Raw genomic sequence first — 21,796 nt, forward strand, 5'->3', positions numbered from 1 at the left:
AAAATGACATCGAAAAATGGTGTCATTTTTTGTTATTGCTATTATTAAATCCAACTTATTTAGCATAGAAAGCTTCAATCGCTGCGACCAGATATACAAATGGCGCATTCCAGTTAATCGCAATTTCGTTAGACGCATAGGAGCAATCGGCGTCAACAAAAGATTCGTCGGCAAAATTGTTTGGATAACCTGCACATTTATCCTGCTGAGCAGGATTAGGCCCGCCCGACAAAAGTCCGGGAACCGGCTCAACAATTCCGTCTGCAACAGAAGGACGGTGGTGCGGATGCATGACTTGTTTTGATCCAAAACCAGTCAAAAAAGAATATCCTGTGGCGTTTCTTCCCAATATATAATCCAGATTTCCCAAAGCCGCACCGAGATATTTCTTACTTTTAGTCAGCTTATAGGCTTGTATTAGCGCAATTCCCTGGTTGGATGCCACTGCGTTACTTCCCCAGGCAAAATCCTTTGCATTTTTCCCCATTACTGTATGGTAAGGCTGTTTCTCAAGACTCGTAAGCAAATCATCTGAGAAGTCAATAACGCTTTTTTTGATCGACCGCAAGTATTGCTGATCAACCGGACCGAGCTGCTTTTCATTTCTAATGATCGTATAATAAGCCAACGCTTTCACCTGGCTCCATGAAGGAAGTGGCATCGGCTTTTCTGTTTCAAAAGAAATATTTTTAAGATAAACCTCATCCTTTGTCAAAATATACATTTCACTGGCGGCCCAGATCCACTCGTCTTTTCCATCTTTATCTTCATATCCGCCCGTGACTATATCCGGATCGAAAGTTTTATTCATTTCATTCTGATGATATTCCAAAGATGGATTTTTCCCGGCCCAAGCCCACCCTTTCAAAGCCGCGGCCTTACAGGAATCCGAAAGTCCGGGAAGCTCCTTTTCAAAGTTTTTAAAAACCCTGGCAGATTGGGCCATCACAGCTACAAAATCCAGTGTAGCAATTGTATTTTTCTGAACAACGTAACGTGGATTTTTACAGGCTTCCGGCATGATCATTCCATCAAAACGAGGATTTGTGAGTTTGTGATAAACTCCTCCGTCACCAGGATCCTGCATGGTCATCATCCATCGCAGATTCCACAAAACCTCATCCAGCAAATCCGGGACTGCATTGTTGCTTTCAGGAATATTCGTTTTGAGGTTTTTAAAATACACCGGAAAATCCTCATAAACGGATAGCAAAGTCGCCATCGTGATTCCCGAATTGACAATATATTTATTGTAATCACCGGCATCGTACCAACCTTTTGGAGAACTTATCATTGAACTTTCCGGTCTTCCGGGTGAAACAGCTGACGGATGAATTAATACTTTATCATCAGGATGTCCTTCGGCGCGGGCCCATTTTCCGGCAAACTTTTCGGGTAATGCAGCGGAAGCTCTTTGGTAATAATAACCGCGAATAGCCGCAATCGCTACATTTTTATGAATTTCGGGTTTAATTTCAAAAAGATAAGAAGTTCCTGCTTTTGGCACTTCCAGAATATAACTACCAGATTTTTGAAAAGCAGAGAAATCAGCAATTCGTCCGGCTTTTCCGGAATATTGACTTTTTCGGATTTCTCCAAGTTTACCGGTAAAAACAACTTTTTTCGATTTGGTATCTTTCAAAACAAAATCTGTATTTTCTTCCCCAACTACGATCGCAATTTTAGAAGCAGCAGGATAAAACCCAACTTGATTCAGGCGAATATTTTCGGAAGAAGATTGTCCCAGCGAACAATTCGCCAGCAAAGAAAGAAACACGGAATAGTAATATATTTTTTTCAAAACGGAGGTACTGATTTATAAAGCTGCTAAAATTTTACGACTTATAAAACAAAGAAAAAAGAGCGAAATCCATACTCATTCAAGTTAGGAATCAACTATTTAAACATAAAAAAACAGATGACCGGATTGGCCATCTGTCTTATAATATCCTTATAAAAGACTGATTTTTAGCTTACTTTTTTAGGGCCTACTGAATCATAAATAACCACTTTTTCCCACAAATGAGCGTAATCTTTACGGAATTCGTCGTGTATCGGGTGTGTCTGGTATAATTCTTCCTCAATAATATTTTTAAAAAAGCACATCCATGAAAAAGTATAATCTCTCACAATCACAGAGCGGCTTGTAGATGCCGGCTTTCCGATATTAACATACTGGATCTGCGGTACTTTAGCAAGTTTTTTCAAACCTTCCAAAAGTTTGGCTTCATCCTGAGCATTGTTAGGATCTTTCAGATAAAAAAGAACGTGATGTATAAAAAGTTCACTAACTCTTTCCGGTTCAGCGGCGAGTGGTGAAATTGATACCAATGAGGCTAATCCGGCGTTTTGTAAAAATTTGCGTCTTGATGAATCTTCCATGATTTGGGTGTAAGTGGATAAATTATTTCAATTATTCTCCCTGATCTTTAAAAAACTATCAGGTGTCAGTACTGCCATTTTACTATTTTTGTAATCCTTAACATTTCTGGTGATCAGAACATGTATCTCGCTATGATCAGCAGCTGAAAAATTCTGTAAGGCGTCTTCAAAATCTGAAAAGTCAGAATTCAAAGCTTGTAATACAGTATTTTTTCCCATTGTAAGGACATCTGTAATATGAAATAACAGTTTAAGCTTATCTATTACGTAGTTATGACTGGCTGTTTTTTTTAGCAAATAATAGACATTGCTGTATATCAATGGTGTCACAAATCCTTTAACTTCACCAGATTCCAGCAATGAAAATATCTTCACGGCATTATCAGAAAATGGATGACGCTCAAATAAAAAATCTAAGATAATATCTGTATCAATTAAGACTTTCCTCACTTTACAAATATTTTTCGGATAACCCTTTTATTAATTCTTCCTTGTAATCAAAATCTGCCGGTGCCTTAAATGATCCTCGTAAAGCCTTAACAATGGGAGTTAATTCTATTTGTTTTTCTTTCGGATCTGCAATTACAGCTTTTAAATAGTTTTCCACAAGATCCGACAAACTCCTACCCTCTTGCCTGGCATATTTTTTAGCTTGGTCAATAACTGATTCTTCGATAGTTAATGTCAACTTTGTGTTCATGCTTATGTTGTTTATCGTTTAGCAATTTATAAAATTACACGTGTGAAAACAAAAATAAAAACACGTATACTTCCTTCTTATTATTTTGATGTCATTAAAACCAACTCATTAACCGTTTTCCAATTCCTCGTAGTAGCGGTAACCTTCAATTTATTTTCAAAAAAATTATTGTTTAGCTTCGTTTTGCCGTAGCCGTTTGGACAAAAAAGATAAATTGTTTTTCCGTCTGCAATCCATTCATCCGGTAAAAACTGAGCGGTTTCCTTTAATTTTTCGACAAGCGTATTTTCCGGAATTTCGTCCAGAAAAGTTACATGCAATTTGGTAACGTCTTCATTTCTTCCGGTTAAAAACGGATTATGCTGCTGGACTTTTTTCAATTCCTTTTCTTCCAAAACAATGACCGGAACTGAAAACGAGAAGGTTTTCTGAATGTTATCATGGATTTCTTTTGCAAGATCCTTATCATTTTCCGGTTTTGCATTGAACACAATATTTCCACTTTGAATGTATGTCCGGACATTTTCAAACGGCAATGTCTCGAACATCTTTTTCAGCTCTGCCATCTTGATCATTTTCTGACCTGAGACATTTATTCCTCTTAAAATCGTGACGTAAGTTTTCATTTGCTTTGATCAAACAGGTATAAATCTTTTTTACATTCAATTATTAAACAGAAAAGTATAATTTACTCAAACTCTCCTTCTTCACATGCATTCAATTTAATCAAACCGACGATATGATTACGAAGAGAGATATTACCGTTGCGGCTGTTACGATAGGACTGACCATGTCTTTTGTCATTGCCAATTCCAAGATCGCCAATCTGGATTCTTCCATTTTCGATTGGAACGACATCCCGGTAAAAGAAACCAAAACGGGTTCAGTCCGTACCTTTTTCCGTTCTTCAACCGCTACACTGGACGAACTTGAATGCCATGTAACAACCTTAAATGCCGGCGAATCTTCTCATCCGCCACATAAACATCCGGAAGAAGAAGTTATCATTATCAAAGAAGGAACGCTTGAAGCGTTGGTCAATGGAAATATGAAACGTGTCGGTCCGGGTTCAGTGGTTTTCCAGGCCTCCAATCAAATGCATTCGATCAAAAACGTGGGCAATACACCCGCAACTTATCACGTTTTCAGCTGGCATTCGCCAGGTACTATGAAAAAATAATGCTGGTATTAAAGAAGCTTAAAACCGGAATCCAAAATTAAATGCGAATTCCCCAATTATGCTCAGATCATTATTAGAGTAGAAAAAACCGGATGATGAATTTTGCCGGTCAAGATAACGCATTCCCAAACCACCGTTTATACCTAAGTTGATATGCGACGTAATTTGAAAGTTTAAATAGTTATTGACTACCAATCCTAATCGGAAACGACTACTCTCTATTGAATTATAATAGCCACCACCGCCCGGATAAGAAACGTAGTTGCTATAAGTATCTTTGACAAAACCAGTAACAATATTTGGCCCAACGGCATAAGTAACTTTACGCTGACCAAAAGGATAAATTTTCACGCCTGGTGAAATATAAAAATTGGTAAGATATTTCGCATTTGATCCGATAAGCGGATCGTAAATATTGTAGTCGTGAAAGATGAATGAAACTGGCAAAATAATCCCAATATGCTGTCCATTTCCTACCAGTCGCTCATAGCTGAATCCAAAGCCAGGTCCTGAATCCAATGCTTTAAATGGCGAAATGGTTAAAATATTTCTTCCGTATTCATTGTTGGTAACTCTTGGCCTTACAGAGGATTCTATTGCAACGGGACGGTCGCTTATCACAAAAGTTTCACCATTGCCAAACACGATATGGCTGAGTTCAGCTTTACGAATCACAAATTTGGCGCTGTTAGGTTCGGGATTAATTTGGTATCGGACTTCTCTTACGCCCACTTCTGTCACTTTGCCCTCAATAATGGCTCCGTTTTTCTTAATCAGTTTATCCTGAGCCTGCAAAGAAATGGTAAATACGACTAAAAATAGCAGCGTTAGTACCGGACGTTTCATGATCATGTTTTTAAATGGCTAATGTAAATGCAAAGTAATCATAAAACGGTTACATCGAAAACAAAACTTAATGAACGATAAAAAAGTGATTACTGTTATCAACTGAACCTAAAAAGGTTTCGTAATACAATTCCGGCTCTGTTTATACCTAAAGCTATACACATGGGCAGCTTAAAACAACCAAATGACATTTCAAGAATTAAACCTCATTGAGCCTATTACAAAGGCTCTGACAGAAGAAGGATACACAACTCCAACGCCTATCCAGGCAAAAGCAATTCCTCTTATTTTACAGCATAGAGATTTACTGGGTTGCGCACAGACGGGCACAGGAAAAACCGCAGCTTTTGCGATTCCGATGCTTCAGATATTAGAAGAAAAACCAAAAAATAAAAACGAGAAAGGCCCGATCCGCGCACTTATTCTTACTCCAACACGCGAACTTGCTATTCAGATTGGTGAAAGTTTCGCTGCTTACGGGCGTTTCACAAACATTACGCATACCGTTATTTTTGGCGGAGTAGGTCAAAAGCCACAGACGGATGCATTGAGAAGAGGTGTCGATATTTTAATTGCAACACCGGGACGTCTTTTAGACCTTATCAATCAGGGATTTGTACATTTAAAACAACTCGAAATATTTGTTTTGGATGAAGCGGATCGTATGCTTGATATGGGTTTTGTGCATGATGTGAAAAAGATTTTGAAACTTCTGCCTGCTAAACGCCAGTCTCTGTTTTTCTCAGCAACAATGCCTCCTGTTATTATGACGCTGGCAGATACGATTCTTTCCAATCCTGCAAAAGTGGAAGTTACCCCGGTTTCTTCTACGGCAGATACGATTAAACAATCGGTTTATTTTGTAGATAAATCTGATAAAAATAATCTGCTTTTGCACATTTTGAAAGATGATACGATCGCTACCGCACTTGTATTTACAAGAACAAAACATGGCGCTGATAAGGTGGTTAAGGTTTTGCGTAAAGCGGGTGTCACTTCGGAAGCTATCCACGGTAACAAATCTCAGAATGCTCGTCAGAATGCTTTGAAAAATTTTAAAAGCCAGACTACACGTGTTTTAGTTGCTACCGACATTGCCGCACGCGGAATTGATGTGGATGATTTAACACATGTGATCAACTACGAAATCCCGAATATTCCGGAAACTTATGTTCACCGCATTGGCCGTACAGGACGTGCTGGTGCAAAAGGAACTGCTTTTTCTTTCTGTGATGTAGATGAAAAAGGTTTTTTGAAAGATATTCATAAACTGATTGATAAAAATATTCCGGTGACTAAGGATCATCCTTATTCGAACGGGAGATAATTTAAGTTGAATTGTATAATGTACAAAAATACATATACCGATATCAGCCTTTCCGAAATGAAAGAGCTTCGAAAAGAATCTGATTGTGTTGTTGTTGATGTTCGTGAAACCTGGGAATTTGAAGAATTCAATGAAGGGGGAATGAATATCCCCTTAGCCGAAATCCGGCAGCAGAGAAATCTGCTGTCGGATTTTAAGTATATCGTTGTTTTATGTACGAATGGCGTCAGAAGTAAAGTAGCCGCCATGGATTTTTGCCGCGTTCCTGAATGGAATGACAAAAAGATTTTCCATTTGCATGGGGGGATCTTGGAAGCGGAATGATTCTATATTAAATAAACACACAAACCGGCTCCCTCGGAGCCTCCTGTTTATAGAAATGCAAAATTTCAATATAGAAACCGACTCCGTTAGGAGCCTCCTGCTTAACGCAGGAAACTCCTAACAGCGTTACACAAATCAATTGCTAACTTTTTTACTATAAACAGTATGTCCCCATGGGGCAATCGCCGGAAACCAGATTTAACTGAAACTATATTTTATTTGGTATCACTCTTTCTTGTTTTCATCACTTGACGAAAAACAAGCGGGACCAAACGTTGACATCTTAGATACTAACACTTCCTTCAAAAACCCGTACCGCAGGTCCTATCAGATAAATATCATCAAATTTCGCTTCGTCTTTTTCGAAATAATCAACCTGTAACGTTCCACCCAAAGTTTCCACAGTAACCGGGCCGTTCCATCCTTCACGTAAATGTGCAGATAGAACGCAAGCTGTTACACCCGTTCCACAAGAATAAGTTTCATCTTCAACGCCACGCTCATACGTTCTTACGCTTAAATGATTTTCACCAAGTAATTGAACGAAATTAACGTTGGTACCGCCCAATGGACCAAATTTCGAGCCATAGCGAACATCTTTACCAATCTCAACAACTTCTGTTTCCTGAATATCGTCAACATAAGTCACATAATGGGGAGAACCGGTATTGAGAAAATCATAATCATCATGCCTTTCAACACCATTAACCGGGCCCATTTTCAGGCGAATGATTTCCTCCGTAGCAACACCTTCATGCAGGCCATCAACAGCTATAAACGAAGTTTCCTTATCAAAAAGACCAAGATCATGCGCAAAACGTACGGCACAGCGGCCACCATTTCCACACATACTGCCTTCGCGACCATCCGCATTGAAATAAACCATCCGGAAATCATATCCTTCTGCATTTTCCAAAAGAATAAGTCCGTCAGACCCTATACCGAAACGACGATGACATAGTTTCTCTATTAATTCCTGTGAAGACTGAAAAAATCCTGTGCGATTATCAATCATCACAAAATCATTTCCGGTACCCTGATATTTAAAAAAAGGAAGTTCCATGTTAGCTGTCGGCGATCGGCTTTCGGCAATCGTTTTATGGTTATTCTAAAATCTTAACAACAAAAGAGAAGTTTTGCATTCCCAACCAAAACAACAAAACCCTGCAAAGAAAAGATTCTCTTGCAGGGTTTTTAATTTCGTCCGAAGAAAATATCTTATGCCTTCGCTACTTTAAGCTCTTTAATACGAGCAGCTTTACCCTGACGACCGCGTAAGAAGAACAAACGCGCACGACGCACCTTACCACGACGAATCAATTCGATTTTCGCGATACTTGGTGAAAGGATTGGGAAAATACGTTCAACTGCAATTCCGTTAGAAATTTTACGTACAGTGAAAGTTTCTCCACTTCCGCTCAAATTACGGCGTTGCATTACCGTACCTTGAAACTGCTGAATACGTTCTTTGTTACCTTCTCTGATCTTAACGTGTACGTTGATCGTGTCACCTGCTTTAAATACAGGATACTCGGAGGTACGATTCTCGATCGTAGCTTCTACGAGTTTAATTAATTCGCTCATGACGATGCTTTATAATGAAATTGAAATTGCAACTTGCTTCCAGCGGATGAGGTGACGCCCCTTCATAAAAAACAACTTTTGCGAAAACGAGTGCAAAGCTAAGATTAATTCTTAATATCTGAAAGAGTTAACATAATTTTATGCAGTGAAACCAACATAATTTTGCTGGAATAATATTAGTAGCCAGAGATTTGCCCGACCCAATACCCTATTGGCCCGTTTTTATTAAAAATGTGTTTTGACCTATGAAAATATTAAACGTAAAACAGATCCGCGAACTGGATGCTGCGACAATACAAAACGAGCCGATTTCATCCCTAAATTTAATGGAAAGAGCTTCTCAGGCTTTTGTCAAATGGTATGAGGGGCGTTTTGATACAACAAAATCAATTTCAGTTTTTTGCGGAAAAGGCAATAATGGAGGAGATGGACTGGCTATTTCACGCATTCTATCTGGTAAAGGCTATCATGTCCGTGTTTTTGTGATCGAGTATACCAAAGATGCTTCGGAAGATTTTCAACAAAATCTCGTAAAAATCGAAAATCTGATTCAGGTTAAATCTGTTTACGAGATCAATGCCATGCCTGAGTTTGTTGATGATCACGTTATTATTGACGCACTATTGGGTTCAGGATTATCCCGCCCGGCTGAAGGTTTATTGGCGGAAGTAATTAAGAAAATAAATGACGCTCCCGGCCCTATTATTTCCGTTGACATCGCAAGTGGCTTATACGTTGATAAATCCAATGAAAAAGCCGACACCATCATTGAACCTGACCATACGGTAACTTTTCAATTACCCAAGCTTGCTTTCATGATGCCTCAAAACGCAGCATTTACCGGAGACTGGCATGTTGTGGATATAGGACTTAATGAAAAATATATAGCGGACGCAAGCACGCCCTATCATTTCACTGATCAATCTTCTGGTGAGGCGCTGGTAAAATTCCGGGAGAAGTTTTCTCACAAAGGTACCTTTGGCCATGCATTGATCATGGCAGGAAGTTATGGCAAAATAGGCGCAGCAGTTTTATCTTCCAGAGCTTGTGCACATTCGGGAGCTGGATTATTAACTGTTCACGTTCCTGAATGTGGTTATGAAATATTACAAATTTCACTGCCGGAAGCTATGATTTCAGTTGATCAAAACCGAAATTATATCGCTTCCGTCCCTGAACTTGATTCATTTTCCGCTATCGGAATTGGTCCTGGAATCGGACAGGAAGCCCTTACTGTAAGAGTGCTGGACGAACTTTTAAGTAAAATAAAAGTGCCGCTGATCATTGATGCGGATGCTCTGAACATTCTTTCCAAACACCCTGATCTGCTTGAAAAACTTCCGGCCAAGACAATTGTATCGCCACATCCTAAAGAGTTTCAAAGATTAGCCGGAGAGTCTGCGAATGAATATGACCGACTGGAACTTGCCAGAAACTTTGCCCAAAAGCACAATGTGATTATTTGTCTGAAAGGTGCTTATACGGCTGTAATTTTATCAGATGGTGATGTCCATTTCAATTCGACAGGAAATGCAGGAATGGCAACAGGTGGAAGCGGGGATGTTTTGACAGGAATTTTGACTTCATTATTAGCCCAAAAATATACACCTGAAAATGCAGCGATTTTTGGGGTTTTCCAACATGGATTAGCAGGTGATAAAGCAGCAAAGAAAAAGACAAAAACGGCTATGATTGCTTCGGATATTATTGATAATCTGGGTTGGTAGTTTTTTTGACCAGAAGACTTTTTTCAATTAAGAAAATCAGGTTTTTAACTGACTGGTTCATTACCCGTCCTACGACAGAAAAAGCCGTAGGACGGGCTCGAGCCTCCCGTCGGATGGCTTTTTCCGCCATCCGACGGGTATTAAAACTTTCTATTATCTAAAAAGAAAAAATCAAAACAACTAACTCATAATCTGATAAACAGCAAAGGCCGAAACATAGGCCAGTGCCATCAAATATCCCAATTGAATTAGCGGCCATTTCCAACCATGCGTTTCGCGGTATACAACAGCGATGGTACTCATACACATCATCGCGAAAACGTAAAAAATCAATAACGAATAGCAAACGGCAGGTGTATACATCGGGCCGCCCTGATCATTTTTCTCCTGAACAAGTCTTTCTTTAACCGTCAACACATCTTCCGAATCACCGCTGATACTATAAATAGTAGCCATAGTGCCAACAAAAACCTCTCTTGCTGCAAATGATGCCAAAAGTGCGATTCCTATTTTCCAATCATAGCCTAACGGGCGTATAGCCGGTTCAATAAATCTTCCAAAATTTCCTGCGTAAGAACTTTCCAAACGGGCCGATGCTATTGCAGCAGCCACTTCCTGCTCGGGTGCCTGAGGCATTGCACTTACTACTTTTTGTTCAGCAGCTTTCATATGATCGCCTGGACCGTAGGATGATAGAACCCAGAGAATAATAGAAATCGCAAGAATAACTTTCCCCGCTTCCAGTACAAAAGATTTTACGCTATCGTACATCATAAAACCGACATGGCCCCAGCGCGGCATTTTAAATGTCGGCATTTCAAGCATGAAATATCCAGGTTCTGTTCTTTTGATAAACAACGACATCAGCCAGGCTGATGCCAATGCCCCTATCAGACCTAAAAAATATAATCCAAACAAAACCAGTCCCTGCATATTGAAAATGCCCAGCACTTTTGTCGATGGAATGATAAGCGCAATAAGAATACTATAAATCGGAAGTCTTGCCGAGCAGCTCATAATTGGTGTCACCAGAATTGTCAAAAGTCGCTCGTGACGACTGCTGATACTTCTGGTAGTCATAATAGCGGGAACTGCACAAGCTACACCAGAAATTAATGGAACAACACTTCTCCCATTCAATCCAAAACGGCGCATTATTTTATCCATAATCACCATGACCCGCGCCATATATCCCGATTCTTCCAGGACAGAAACAAGTCCGAAAAGAATGGCAATTTGCGGAATGAAGATAATTACCCCTCCAATTCCGGCCATAACTCCATCCGTCAGCAAATCATTAAGAACGCCTTTTGGAAGTATTTCCTTTGTCCAGGCAATAAGTAAGGCCGTATTTTCATCAAGCCAATCCATCGGGTAAGAAGCCCAGGCAAAAATAGCCTGAAAGATCACCATCAGGATTAATGCGAAAGTGACATAACCCCAAATGGGATGAAGTAAAATTTTATCCAATTTCCTCGTCCAGAGCGGTTGTTCTGTTGCGCCTTCTGACTTTACCGATTTGGCAATTATCGGTTTAATCGTTTCGTACCGGGCAATTGTTTCATCAGCCAGAAATCCAGTCTCATCAAATCCATATTTTTCAATAAGCGCATCCAGTTTCGCGCGAACAGGCTGAGCGAGAAATGAAAAGTTATCATGCTGACAAACATATTGCAGAGCAACATAGTCATTGTCAAGATCATGCAGCTCTTTCACTTCATCAATAAGAGCCGGCTCATTTCCTTTCGGAGCATAAAAATATTTTAGTTCAGGCTTTTCTGTCCTCTCAACAACCTGACGAACGGCTTCCTGCAAATTAGGAATACCCTCACCTGTTCTTGCATTGATTTTGACAACCGGAACATTAAGCTGCATCGCAAGCTGAACGGCATTTACAGTAAGTTTCATACTTGCCGCAACATCCAGCATATTTAATGCAAGAATTGTAGGTATGCCCAGATCATTTATTTCGGTAAAAAGAAGAAGATTTCTTTGAAGATTGGATGCATCCGCCACAACTATGACAGCCGCCGGGTAATCAGGGTGGTTTGGATTGGCAAGAATATCCATCACAACACCTTCGTCTGCTGATTTAGGATAAACACTGTAAGTACCTGGTAAGTCCACAACAGTTACATCGAACCCCTGCTCTCCATTAGAACCCGACAAACGAAAAGTTCCTGATTTCTTTTCAACGGTTACACCAGGGAAATTCCCAGTTTTTTGCCTTAAACCTGTAAGCGCATTAAATAATGTTGATTTTCCCGCATTCGGGTTTCCTACGAGGGCAATTTTTATATTTTCTTGTTTCAATTGAAAATCAAAATAGAACGAAAGACGAATTACTCAATTTCGATGGTTGAAGCCTCATTCAGTCGTAATGATAAAGAATAACAGCCACCTACATTTATACAAATCGGGTCACCCAAAGGAGCAACCGCATCCAGACGTACCACACAACCTGGCACACATCCCATCTCCAGCAATTTCAAAGACATAATCCGATCTGTAAATGATCTGATAACTGCCTTCTCCCCTTTTTGAAGCTGCGAAACCGTACGAACCGACATATTAGCTTATTTAGATTAAATATACGTAAGTGCAAATTAAGCATTCTCCGCCCGTAATTCAAATAGTTAGGGTCATCATTTATGTAAACAATGCCATAAATCATACAAAAACATCCCATTATTATTATTACGCTCGGGTTTTGTGTCGTACTTTTGTTGCGCCAAAGACGAATGTCCCCAAGCAAGAGTAACGGAAAACGATCACCGCGCCGAAAGCTAATAACTGACTGCCGATAGCATAAAGTATTGAACGAGATAAAAACCCTCATTTGGAAAGAAGTGACGCTGGAATGGCGACAAAAATACGCTTTGAGTGGCATGTTACTTTACGTGGTGTCCACTGTTTTTGTTTGTTATTTAAGTTTTAACCTGCGCCGCAATCAACTCACTCCTATTGTTTGGAATACACTTTTCTGGATTATTATACTTTTTACAGCGGTGAATGCGATAGCAAAAAGTTTTTCCCAGGAACGTTACGGACGGTTGATTTACTATTACAATCTGTGCAGTCCGCAAGCGATTATCGTATCTAAAATTATTTATAATTCATTGGTCATGCTGGTGCTTGCCGTCATAGGATTTGGATTTTACGCTTTTGTCATGGGAAATCCTGTTGGCGATATCGGACTTTATTTTATTTGTATCCTGCTGGCGGCCATTGGATTTGCATCAGTCCTGACACTAGTTGCAGGCATTGCTTCAAAAGCTGAAAACAATGCAACCCTGATGGCTGTATTAAGTTTCCCCATCATTTTGCCAATGCTTTTGATGACGATCAGGTTGGCAAAAAACGCAATGGACGGATTGGATAGAAGTGTCAGCACGGATGAAATTATAACATTACTGGCAATTGACGCAATTGTGATAACACTTAGCTATTTACTTTTTCCGTTTTTATGGAGAAGTTAATAATGAACTAACACGCTATATTTATAAACAATAATTTAAAGTACCTATTATTTAAAGCGATGAGAAAAATCTGGTGGAAGATCCTCTGTATAGTTATCATATTCTACGTGATTATTATGGGATTTATGGGTCCGGTTCCACACCTGCCCATTCTGAATGAAACGATCCGGAATACTTATTTCCATGTTGCGTTATGGCTGGCCATGACAATTCTTTTATTCGCTGCCATGATATTTTCGGTTAAATATCTGCGGGCTGGCCGTATTAATGATGATGACATAGCGAGTGAACTGACAAAATCAGCCATCTTTTTTGGGATTCTCGGATGTGTAACTGGTTCCGCCTGGGCTAATTTTAGCTGGGGAGATCCATGGCCGAATGATCCGAAATTAAATAGTGCCGCAGTTTGTTTACTAATTTATCTTGCATATCTATTACTCAGAAGTTCATTTGAAGATGATCAGCGACGGGCACGGATATCAGCAGTTTACAATATTTTCGCATTTGCAGTTTTTATTCCAATCATTTATATCCTTCCAAGATTAACGGATTCCCTACATCCTGGCAGCGGAGGAAACGCCACTTTTGGATCATTTGACTTTGATAGTAACATTCGTAAAGTATTCTATCCAGCCATAATAGGCTATATTCTGCTTGGAATGTGGCTTGCGGAACTTCGAATAAGAATTAAAGTTATCAAGCGAATCAGAGAAGAGGAATTTATTGAAAGCAGCCATAAGTAATTGTTTCCAGTCTAAATTTCAAAAACAGTAAACATTTCAAATCAAAAATTCGTTAAGAATTGAGTCTATATGAATACCATGAAAAAAGTTTCCTTATTCTTACTGTGCCTGATGGTTTTGTCGGGAAATCTGTTCGCTCAGGCGACTACTGATCCTGATTATGTACCCATGGCAGATAAGATGCGTGAAGATGGAAAGATCTGGGTTGTAGTAGCTGTGGTTGCTCTTGTTTTTGCAGGAATTGCTATCAATATGCTTAGAATCGATTTTAGATTAAGAAAAATTGAAAAAGAGTTAAATATCAAGTAATCAGTATGAAAAAGATCCAGATATTCGGTCTCATCATTATTGCGGTAGCTATTGGAATTATCGTTTCAACAGCCGGCGATGCAAGTACCTATGTTGATTTTGGGAAAGCAAAAGAAATGGCTGACAACGGTGATAACGAAAGTATTCACGTGGTGGGAAAATTGCAAAAAAACGCAGCAGGACAGATTCTTGATATGCAGTATCATCCTGAAATCGATCCGAATTATTTCGAATTCACCTTGGTTGACAATAAAAATATGGTTCAGAAAGTAGTGTACAGAAGTACAAAACCGCAGGACTTTGATAAATCTGAACAGGTTGTAGTAGTTGGAAAAATGCAGAACGGAACATTTGCGGCAGAAAAAATTCTAATGAAATGTCCTTCTAAATATGAGAACGGCAAAATGGAAACTACGGAGGCAACCGCATCAAAATCATGATTCATACTACCATTGGAGATGCAGGTCACCTGCTGACGATTATCGCATTTGCATCTGCCTTACTGGCAACATTTGCTTATTTTAAAGCTGCTTTGGCCGGAACGCCTATTAATGAAGTAACGAACTGGAAGCATTATGCCAGAACCGTTTTCGTTGTCCACGTCGTTTCCGTTCTGGGAATTGTTTTCTCTTTATACTGGATCATCGGAAATCATTATTTCGAATACCATTACGCCTGGAAAAACTCATCACTTTCTTTGCCTACGGGTTATACCATATCCAGTTTCTGGCAGGATCAGGAAGGAAGTTTTCTTCTTTGGATTTTCTGGAATGTGATCCTGGGTTCTGTTCTTATTTTCTCAAACAGATCGTGGGAGGCTCCAGTAATGACCATTTTCGCTTTGGTTCAGGCTTTTTTGACTTCTATGATCCTGGGAGTTGTTATCCCGGGTATTGATCTAAAAATCGGTTCTACACCTTTCCTTTTAATGAAAGAGGTAATGCCGAATCTGCCGGTTTATCAAATGGATCCTAATTTCATTGCCAAAGATGGCAATGGATTAAATCCGCTTTTACAGAATTACTGGATGGTAATTCACCCGCCAACTTTGTTCCTGGGTTTTGCTACGACATTAATTCCTTTCTCTTTTGCAATCGCTGGTTTGTGGACTAAGAAAATCCATGAATGGGTTCGTCCGGCCTTGCCTTGGGCCCTGTTTTCAGCCATGATTCTTGGTATCGGGATTTTGATGGGTGCTTACTGGGCCTATGAAACTTTAAATTTTGGTAGTTACTGGAACTGGGATCCGGTTGAGAACTCTTCCATTGTTCCCTGGTTAATTTTGATTGCGGCAATTCATACCATGATCATCGCAAGAAGAAATGCAACGGCATTAAAAACCTCGTTTATATTAACAATAGCCACATTTATCCTGATCCTTTATTCTACGTTTATGACACGTAGCGGAGTTTTAGGAAATGCATCGGTTCACTCCTTTACGGATTTAGGATTATCAGGTCAATTATTGATTTACCTTTTAACATTCATCGTAGTAGCGGTTGGACTGCTGATATATCGCTGGAAAATCCTTCCGTCTGACGAAGAAGAAGTTTCAACTTATTCTCAGGAATTCTGGATTTTTATCGGTGCAACATTACTTTGTCTTTCTGGTTTCCAGATTTTGGCAACAACGTCAATTCCGGTTTATAATAAAGTAGCAGAAGCTTTTGGCGGTGTTTTAAATATGGCACTTCCGGCTGATCAGGTTGGTCATTATAATAAATTCCAGCTTTGGTTTTTCTCTCTGATTATCGTTCTGACGGGTATTGGCCAGTTTTTCTGGTGGAAACGTGTTGGTAAGGACAAATTGCAGGCTTTGTACAATCCTTTACTAATTGCTCTACTTATCAGTGCAGCGGTTATTGTTATACAAGGTGTCAAAGAAATTCAGTACATCGTTTTATTAACGACATCGATTTTTGCGATTGTTGCTAACGGAACAATTTTATTTCAAATCATCAAAGGGAAATATAGCCTGTCTGGTGGCGCAGTAACGCACATTGGTGTGGCTTTAATGCTCTTGGGAATATTGTTTTCTTCTGCTTATACCAAAGTGGTATCCATCAACAATTCAGGTTTGATGATTTCACGCAGTGCAGAATTTACCAATAACGATAATAAGGAGAATAAGGAAAACATAACGCTGTGGTTGAACAAACCTGAGAAAATGGGCGATTATATGCTGACCTGGCGTGACGTTCGTGTTGAACCTCGTCATATTCCGGGTTATATTCCTAAAAGCTGGGTGGACATGATCGAAAACGATTACCATGCCGTTGCTTTGAGAGATATCGTTATTAATGACAAAAAATACAATTCCAAAGGTGATACGATAGAAATTTATCCTGAGAATTTCTATTACGAAATTGAATATCGCGAGCCTTCCGGTCGTGTATTTAACTTATTCCCTCGCGCTCAGATTAATCCAAGAATGGGATTGGTATCCTCTCCGGATATTCAGCGTGAACTGGACAAAGATTTGTATACCTACGTTTCCATGGTAACAAATCCAACGGCAGAACCCGTTTGGAGCCCTACCGAAAATTTCACGATCAGTATGCGTGATACGTTTTTTGTAAATGATTACGTTGCCGTTTTGGATAATGTAGTGCGTACGGAAGAAGTAGAAGGTATGAAATTAGGCGAAGGTGACGCGGCTGTGAAAGCAGTTATCCGTGTTCTGGATAAAGATAATGAGTACGTTGTTACACCTTCTTTCGTGATTCGTGACCGTTTGGTGGCTCGTAAGCCGGAAGTAAATAAAGATCTTGGATTCCGTGTTCAGTTCCAGGAAATTGATCCGGCGACTGGTAAATTCACTTTTGCTGTAAACACAACCCAGCGTGATTTTATAGTTATGAAAGCTACCGAAAAACCATTGATCAATATTCTATGGCTTGGTACATTTGTATTGGTTATCGGCTTTATTATGGCAACGGTTCGTCGCTTCCAGGATTTTATCAAAATGCGCGATAAAGAAAATATAACTGTCAATAAAAAAACAAGCAAGGTAAAAGAAGCCACTGTTTAATTTGCCCTGTTCATAAAAAGATCCGGTTGGAAATTCTAGCCGGATCTTTTTATGTTTAATAAATAGTTTCGCGGTAGCTTAAAAAAACGACACAATATTTAAGAAAGTGGGACATAAGAAAGTTTGTTTGGAATGTAGGGTGAGTTTAAACAGACCTTTTGATAAAGGTTCTGAACTGAATTATCCTTGTCCGGAATGCGGAAAGAAAATGACACTTTTGCCACACAGATTTCGACCACCAAAAAAATCGGAAGAAAAACAGTGGGAAACCATTAGATTTTTAATTGAAAAGGGTTTTTACTTTCAACACATTTATGAAAAAGTAGAAACAAAAAATGGAGTTACTTCTTATAAAAATTATGTTGCTTATCCTGACAATATTAGAGATGCAAAGGAATTTGTCGAGAAGTTTAAAGAACAAGCAAGGAAAAATTAGAGATCTTCCATAAAACATTTTTGTAAGGTTCAATTCAGAATCAAATTATACTACGTATAGTCCCACATCGGCAGGTTGGAAGCTAATTTCCATTCCTTTTCAAGCCTTTATCAATCTTTTCATCATAAACTCTATACTTCGATTTATAGAAAAGAACTTCATCTTCGTAAACTTTAAAACTCGTTTCAGGACATTCTTTTTTTACTTCTTCAACCTGATGTGCTGCCAGTTTTTCATCCAGCTGCCAAAACAAACCTTGTAAATAAGATTGGTAATCCTGATCCAGCGTTTTTTGCAGGCTTTTTAAACCTATAACCGGTTTTTCCAAGCCGGGCATCAGTTTGACCTGATCTAACTGATTTTCACTAAAACGAAAGCGCTGGGACTCACCTTTTCCATTCCTTAGTTTATCTGCTTCCCGAAAAGTATCTGTCAGCAATTTACAAGGCTGACCGTAGGTTAAGCTGCTTACCAGTAAACCCAAAATGATAACACTTACCTTTTTCATTTAAAAATTATAAAATACTTTGGCAAAGAAAAAAGCGCCATTATTTCCCATTTGAACCGAATCCCAGGCACCACCCGATTCCGTTTTATAAGGCTTTGACATAGTAGGATAAACGTTCAGAATATTACTGCCACCGATTGTAAAAGAAAGATATTCATCAAATTTATAGCCAACAGACACATCTGTTTGTATAACGGATTTATAAACATCTACATAATCTTTCTCGGTGTAAACCTTTCCGGCTTTATCTGTTTTTCCGAAATAGTTGTTAATGAGCTCCATTTTCCCAAAATAAATCGCTCTTGCCATAAAAGTCAGGTTATCAATCGTATAATCAAGGGTAAGATTAACCTTTGCCGGCGGTGCCGCAGATAATATAAAATAACGTTCTCTTCTGTTAAGATAAGATGTCTGTTTCCCTTCCAGTTTCTCACTGGTTTTGATGGTATCAATGGCCATGGTATTGTAATTAGCACCAACGGAAATATTTAATTTTCCAGCTCCAAGTTCTGCTCCATATTTTACGGTCAAATCCACACCCGCAGTCGAAGTGTTCAAAGAATTGGTGAAAAATCTTGCTTCGTCTATATTTAATTGTTTCAGCCCCGCTCCTACCAGTCTGTCATTCTGACTAATCGGCCCGGCCAGGATGATCCGGTTCTGTACCTTAATATAATATCCGTCCATGGCCACCGCAAAGTTTTTGTCAGGCGAAAAAGTAATTCCAGCGCTGGCATTTTGGGTATTCTCCATTTTCAGGTCAGGTATTCCAAGTGCTTTTGCGGCTTCACTACCAGATCTCGCAATAACCTTTTGAGAGGGAATGACAAGTTGTGCGTTTGCAGGATTAATTGTTGCGTTACTAAAATATTGCTGAGCGAGTGAAGGTGCGCGGAATCCAATCCCATAACTGCCGCGCAGAACAAGTTCCTTCGTAATGCTAAACCGTAAGCCTCCTTTTCCGCTTACCGCACTTCCCAAGTCATTGTAATAATCAAAACGGCCGGCAGCACTTATAGAAAAACGGTTCGTCATCTTTGCTTCCACGTCCACATATCCTGCCGCATTATTGCGTTTTTCCCTGATTTCTTCTGCCGGACTGTATCCACGAAAGCCCTGAGCACCGCTTCGTTTTAACGGGTCATAAGTACGGTATGAAAAAACGTCACCTGAAAAAATGCTGTACCAATCCATTCTGTATTCAGCACCGAATGCCAGATTCACGCCTTGCAAAATATCGTCATAAAATTGGGATAAATTCAAATTGGTCACATTCTGATTGGTTTTAAAACCTCCCGCATCCATCGACGTTGGTGTACCTTTACCAAAAGATTCATTCAGTGAATTCTTCACTTTGTAATGAAACTTATTAAAGCCATAAGTATTACTGATATCGACATTAAATCCATTCCACTTCGTACGAACACCAATAGTAGCAGAACGATCCTCAACATTTCTGGATACCACAGGATCAAATCCATTTGGATAAATTTTGTATAAACTGTCCTTTTTTAATAACGTCCGGGAGAAGGCAAAACTCTCCGTTTGTCTGTAATTATAACCTCCGAAACTGTAAATTTCCGTGTTTTCATTAATTGGTAAAGCAGCGTTAAATGCGATGGTACCATTATAAACCCTTGGATCACCAAACTGTTTTCTTAAAACAGAATCAGGCTGCGTATTTGAACGGTTTGTATGATTTATAAAATTATAATCAGCCGTTGCATTTATAAATCCTTTCCGGCCAATCACTGCGCCGTAGTTTAAACTGTTGTTGTAATTCAATCCGTCCAAAGCACTGGAATCCCGGTTATATTTCGCCTTTCTGATTCCCGTATTCGCGTTAGCAGAAAATCCATTTATCGTTTCTTTTAAAACAATATTGATGACACCTGCAACCGCATCAGAACCATACTGCGCCGCAGCTCCATCTTTTAAAATTTCAATATGATCAATCGAAGCGACAGGAATTGTATTTAAATCAGCACTGGAATTACCTCGTCCATACGAGCCCGACAAATTAATTAATGCAGACTGATGTCTTCTTTTTCCATTCACCAGCAAAAGCATCTCATCAGTCCCCATGCCGTGGATGGATATCTGATCTATATTATCAGTCCCGTCCGCGCCAATTTGTCTGTTTGAATTTAAGGAAGTTGATACAAATTGCAAAAGTTGCGTGAGATCAAATTGTCCGTTCAGTGAAGCTATTTTTTTAACGTCAATAATCTCAACCGGAGAGGTTAGATCGTTTCTCGTTGTTCTAAGATTTCGGGATCCTACAATTAAGGCCGGCTTGGTTTTACCAACACTTTTAAGAATAAAATTCTGTGTTCCAATTCCTTTAATTTCTCTTTCAATTTTGTCAAAACCATCAAAATCTACGACAAGCGTCGCATTTCCATAATGGACATACATTAAATAAACGCCGCGATCATTCGTAATTCCTTTGGCATTCGTTCCCATCTCCTGGATCGTTACCCCAGGAATTCCTTTTCCAACCTCGTCCGTAACCAACCCAGCTACTTTGTATTTTTGAGCAAATGCCTGAGCGGCAACAAGAAATAATAAAAAAGCAAAGTAAAATTTACTCACAATCAATAATAATTAATCAGGTTGATGAAATGACAGCTTCTTTTAATAGCTCTCGAAAAAAAATGAATCCGGATTTGAACGTGAAAATTTTTACAAGTTTAACCTTTGATTCAAAATTTTAAGAATAAAATTTCAAATTAATACTGATTGGAGAGTGTTTTCTAAACAAAACGTGATTTTCTTAAAATTAGCATAAACCTTTTACACTTTGAAAGACGGCGAAGAAACCTCTAAATACTATCTTTACAGTTAAAAATTATCATTACTCACTCCCTGTTTATTTACATGTTAGCCAACTTACTTAAAACTGCTTTGGGCAGGTTACGTTTTGTAGCGTTCCTTGAAGGTACTTCTCTCCTAATTTTGATGGGCGTTGCCATGCCTTTAAAATATCTTGCCGGCTATCCGCAGCCCGTACGAATGGTCGGAATGGCGCATGGAGTGCTTTTCATTCTTTATGTGATTTTGCTTATCCAGATTGTTTTTGAATATAACTGGGGATGGAAAAAATTTCTTCTGGCCTTTGTAGCTTCCGTTATTCCGTTTGGAACGTTCTACGCCGATAGAAAAATTTTCAGACACCCGAATTAATTATTGTTCCATGTAAATTCTTTTATTATTCCAT

23 protein-coding genes are annotated in these 21,796 nt (G+C 39.1%); 11 read left to right on the top strand and 12 right to left on the bottom strand.

Going from position 1 to position 21,796, the window contains the following annotated elements:
- Window positions 1-55 precede the first annotated feature (55 nt).
- From FDK13_RS13895 to FDK13_RS13915, 5 genes are all read right to left on the bottom strand, one after another.
- On the bottom strand, window positions 56-1,801 hold the full coding sequence (locus FDK13_RS13895; protein WP_137340608.1) for a glycoside hydrolase family 9 protein: 1,746 nt from the start codon (window positions 1,799-1,801) through the stop codon (window positions 56-58).
- Window positions 1,802-1,968: 167 nt separating this feature from the next.
- Window positions 1,969-2,382, bottom strand: coding sequence for a Dabb family protein (locus FDK13_RS13900; RefSeq protein ID WP_137340609.1), 414 nt, complete (start codon window positions 2,380-2,382; stop codon window positions 1,969-1,971).
- Window positions 2,383-2,409: 27 nt separating this feature from the next.
- Window positions 2,410-2,832 carry a type II toxin-antitoxin system VapC family toxin gene (locus FDK13_RS13905; RefSeq protein ID WP_137340610.1) on the bottom strand — a complete coding sequence of 141 codons (423 nt, stop codon included), beginning with the start codon at window positions 2,830-2,832 and terminating at the stop codon, window positions 2,410-2,412.
- A 1-nt stretch (window position 2,833) separates the two neighbouring features.
- Window positions 2,834-3,082 carry a DUF6364 family protein gene (locus tag FDK13_RS13910; RefSeq protein WP_137340611.1) on the bottom strand — a complete coding sequence of 83 codons (249 nt, stop codon included), beginning with the start codon at window positions 3,080-3,082 and terminating at the stop codon, window positions 2,834-2,836.
- A gap of 80 nt (window positions 3,083-3,162) precedes the next feature.
- Window positions 3,163-3,708, bottom strand: a complete 546-nt coding sequence (locus tag FDK13_RS13915) for a DUF1697 domain-containing protein (RefSeq protein ID WP_137340612.1) — start codon at window positions 3,706-3,708, stop codon at window positions 3,163-3,165.
- A 113-nt stretch (window positions 3,709-3,821) separates the two neighbouring features.
- On the opposite strand from FDK13_RS13915, the gene FDK13_RS13920 reads away from it, so the two are divergent.
- The gene (locus tag FDK13_RS13920) at window positions 3,822-4,262 is read left to right on the top strand and encodes a cupin domain-containing protein (RefSeq protein ID WP_137340613.1); all 441 of its coding nucleotides are present in this window, start codon (window positions 3,822-3,824) and stop codon (window positions 4,260-4,262) included.
- Between the two features lie 18 nt (window positions 4,263-4,280).
- On the opposite strand, the gene FDK13_RS13925 is transcribed toward FDK13_RS13920, so the two are convergent.
- Window positions 4,281-5,108 carry a hypothetical protein gene (locus FDK13_RS13925; protein WP_137340614.1) on the bottom strand — a complete coding sequence of 276 codons (828 nt, stop codon included), beginning with the start codon at window positions 5,106-5,108 and terminating at the stop codon, window positions 4,281-4,283.
- A 184-nt stretch (window positions 5,109-5,292) separates the two neighbouring features.
- Here FDK13_RS13925 and FDK13_RS13930 point away from each other — a divergent pair, with 184 nt between their 5' ends.
- Together FDK13_RS13930 and FDK13_RS13935 are read left to right on the top strand one after the other, a co-directional pair.
- Entirely contained in the window at window positions 5,293-6,435 is a 1,143-nt protein-coding gene (locus FDK13_RS13930) for a DEAD/DEAH box helicase (protein WP_137340615.1), read from the top strand.
- 18 nt (window positions 6,436-6,453) lie between these two features.
- On the top strand, window positions 6,454-6,759 hold the full coding sequence (locus tag FDK13_RS13935; protein ID WP_137340616.1) for a rhodanese-like domain-containing protein: 306 nt from the start codon (window positions 6,454-6,456) through the stop codon (window positions 6,757-6,759).
- A 283-nt stretch (window positions 6,760-7,042) separates the two neighbouring features.
- Here the strand turns inward: FDK13_RS13935 and dapF are convergent, their stop codons facing one another.
- Together dapF and rplS are read right to left on the bottom strand one after the other, a co-directional pair.
- Window positions 7,043-7,822 carry a diaminopimelate epimerase gene (gene dapF / locus FDK13_RS13940; RefSeq protein ID WP_137340617.1) on the bottom strand — a complete coding sequence of 260 codons (780 nt, stop codon included), beginning with the start codon at window positions 7,820-7,822 and terminating at the stop codon, window positions 7,043-7,045.
- A gap of 155 nt (window positions 7,823-7,977) precedes the next feature.
- A complete protein-coding gene (rplS, locus tag FDK13_RS13945) occupies window positions 7,978-8,343 on the bottom strand; it encodes a 50S ribosomal protein L19 (RefSeq protein ID WP_137340618.1) in 366 nt (121 codons plus the stop codon).
- A 245-nt stretch (window positions 8,344-8,588) separates the two neighbouring features.
- On the opposite strand from rplS, the gene FDK13_RS13950 reads away from it, so the two are divergent.
- Window positions 8,589-10,070 (top strand): NAD(P)H-hydrate dehydratase, encoded by a 1,482-nt coding sequence (locus FDK13_RS13950; RefSeq protein ID WP_137340619.1) that lies wholly within the window; start codon window positions 8,589-8,591, stop codon window positions 10,068-10,070.
- Window positions 10,071-10,250: 180 nt separating this feature from the next.
- On the opposite strand, the gene feoB is transcribed toward FDK13_RS13950, so the two are convergent.
- On the bottom strand, window positions 10,251-12,383 hold the full coding sequence (feoB, locus tag FDK13_RS13955; RefSeq protein WP_137340620.1) for a ferrous iron transport protein B: 2,133 nt from the start codon (window positions 12,381-12,383) through the stop codon (window positions 10,251-10,253).
- Window positions 12,384-12,412: 29 nt separating this feature from the next.
- Entirely contained in the window at window positions 12,413-12,640 is a 228-nt protein-coding gene (locus tag FDK13_RS13960; RefSeq protein WP_137340621.1) for a FeoA family protein, read from the bottom strand.
- A gap of 246 nt (window positions 12,641-12,886) precedes the next feature.
- Between FDK13_RS13960 and FDK13_RS13965 the strand changes: the two genes are divergently transcribed.
- The 6 genes from FDK13_RS13965 (at window position 12,887) to FDK13_RS13990 (ending at window position 18,068) form a co-directional block, all read left to right on the top strand.
- Window positions 12,887-13,549, top strand: coding sequence for a heme exporter protein CcmB (locus FDK13_RS13965; protein WP_137340622.1), 663 nt, complete (start codon window positions 12,887-12,889; stop codon window positions 13,547-13,549).
- Window positions 13,550-13,572: 23 nt separating this feature from the next.
- Entirely contained in the window at window positions 13,573-14,292 is a 720-nt protein-coding gene (gene ccsA / locus FDK13_RS13970) for a cytochrome c biogenesis protein CcsA (RefSeq protein ID WP_510185853.1), read from the top strand.
- 78 nt (window positions 14,293-14,370) lie between these two features.
- Complete coding sequence (locus FDK13_RS13975) at window positions 14,371-14,601, top strand: CcmD family protein (RefSeq protein ID WP_137340624.1); 231 nt, start codon at window positions 14,371-14,373, stop codon at window positions 14,599-14,601.
- 5 nt (window positions 14,602-14,606) lie between these two features.
- Window positions 14,607-15,041, top strand: coding sequence for a cytochrome c maturation protein CcmE domain-containing protein (locus FDK13_RS13980; RefSeq protein WP_137340625.1), 435 nt, complete (start codon window positions 14,607-14,609; stop codon window positions 15,039-15,041).
- Window positions 15,038-17,632 (top strand): cytochrome c biogenesis protein CcsA, encoded by a 2,595-nt coding sequence (gene ccsA, locus FDK13_RS13985; RefSeq protein ID WP_137340626.1) that lies wholly within the window; start codon window positions 15,038-15,040, stop codon window positions 17,630-17,632. The genes FDK13_RS13980 and ccsA (FDK13_RS13985) overlap by 4 nt, the downstream gene beginning before the upstream one ends.
- A 106-nt stretch (window positions 17,633-17,738) precedes the next feature.
- Window positions 17,739-18,068 carry a hypothetical protein gene (locus FDK13_RS13990; protein ID WP_137340627.1) on the top strand — a complete coding sequence of 110 codons (330 nt, stop codon included), beginning with the start codon at window positions 17,739-17,741 and terminating at the stop codon, window positions 18,066-18,068.
- 82 nt (window positions 18,069-18,150) lie between these two features.
- On the opposite strand, the gene FDK13_RS13995 is transcribed toward FDK13_RS13990, so the two are convergent.
- Both FDK13_RS13995 and FDK13_RS14000 read right to left on the bottom strand, forming a co-directional pair.
- A complete protein-coding gene (locus tag FDK13_RS13995; protein WP_137340628.1) occupies window positions 18,151-18,576 on the bottom strand; it encodes a hypothetical protein in 426 nt (141 codons plus the stop codon).
- Window positions 18,577-21,171 carry a TonB-dependent receptor gene (locus FDK13_RS14000; RefSeq protein WP_137340629.1) on the bottom strand — a complete coding sequence of 865 codons (2,595 nt, stop codon included), beginning with the start codon at window positions 21,169-21,171 and terminating at the stop codon, window positions 18,577-18,579.
- Between the two features lie 285 nt (window positions 21,172-21,456).
- On the opposite strand from FDK13_RS14000, the gene FDK13_RS14005 reads away from it, so the two are divergent.
- Window positions 21,457-21,762 (top strand): DUF3817 domain-containing protein, encoded by a 306-nt coding sequence (locus FDK13_RS14005; protein WP_137340630.1) that lies wholly within the window; start codon window positions 21,457-21,459, stop codon window positions 21,760-21,762.
- The last annotated feature ends 34 nt before the right edge of the window (window positions 21,763-21,796 follow it).

It is taken from the genome of Dyadobacter frigoris, from assembly GCF_005280585.1.
GTDB classification, from domain to species: Bacteria; Bacteroidota; Bacteroidia; order Cytophagales; family Spirosomataceae; genus Dyadobacter; species Dyadobacter frigoris.

Coding starts and splice junctions, on each gene's coding strand:
- FDK13_RS13920 (WP_137340613.1), top strand. CDS start 3,822: ATGATTACGAAGAGAGATATTACCGTTGCGGCTGTTACGATAGGACTG.
- ccsA (WP_137340626.1), top strand. CDS start 15,038: ATGATTCATACTACCATTGGAGATGCAGGTCACCTGCTGACGATTATC.
- FDK13_RS13925 (WP_137340614.1), bottom strand. CDS start 5,108: ATGAAACGTCCGGTACTAACGCTGCTATTTTTAGTCGTATTTACCATT.
- FDK13_RS13935 (WP_137340616.1), top strand. CDS start 6,454: ATGTACAAAAATACATATACCGATATCAGCCTTTCCGAAATGAAAGAG.
- FDK13_RS13960 (WP_137340621.1), bottom strand. CDS start 12,640: ATGTCGGTTCGTACGGTTTCGCAGCTTCAAAAAGGGGAGAAGGCAGTT.
- FDK13_RS13975 (WP_137340624.1), top strand. CDS start 14,371: ATGAAAAAAGTTTCCTTATTCTTACTGTGCCTGATGGTTTTGTCGGGA.
- FDK13_RS14005 (WP_137340630.1), top strand. CDS start 21,457: ATGTTAGCCAACTTACTTAAAACTGCTTTGGGCAGGTTACGTTTTGTA.
- FDK13_RS13980 (WP_137340625.1), top strand. CDS start 14,607: ATGAAAAAGATCCAGATATTCGGTCTCATCATTATTGCGGTAGCTATT.
- FDK13_RS13995 (WP_137340628.1), bottom strand. CDS start 18,576: ATGAAAAAGGTAAGTGTTATCATTTTGGGTTTACTGGTAAGCAGCTTA.
- dapF (WP_137340617.1), bottom strand. CDS start 7,822: ATGGAACTTCCTTTTTTTAAATATCAGGGTACCGGAAATGATTTTGTG.
- FDK13_RS13930 (WP_137340615.1), top strand. CDS start 5,293: ATGACATTTCAAGAATTAAACCTCATTGAGCCTATTACAAAGGCTCTG.
- rplS (WP_137340618.1), bottom strand. CDS start 8,343: ATGAGCGAATTAATTAAACTCGTAGAAGCTACGATCGAGAATCGTACC.
- FDK13_RS13950 (WP_137340619.1), top strand. CDS start 8,589: ATGAAAATATTAAACGTAAAACAGATCCGCGAACTGGATGCTGCGACA.
- FDK13_RS13900 (WP_137340609.1), bottom strand. CDS start 2,382: ATGGAAGATTCATCAAGACGCAAATTTTTACAAAACGCCGGATTAGCC.
- FDK13_RS13915 (WP_137340612.1), bottom strand. CDS start 3,708: ATGAAAACTTACGTCACGATTTTAAGAGGAATAAATGTCTCAGGTCAG.
- FDK13_RS13910 (WP_137340611.1), bottom strand. CDS start 3,082: ATGAACACAAAGTTGACATTAACTATCGAAGAATCAGTTATTGACCAA.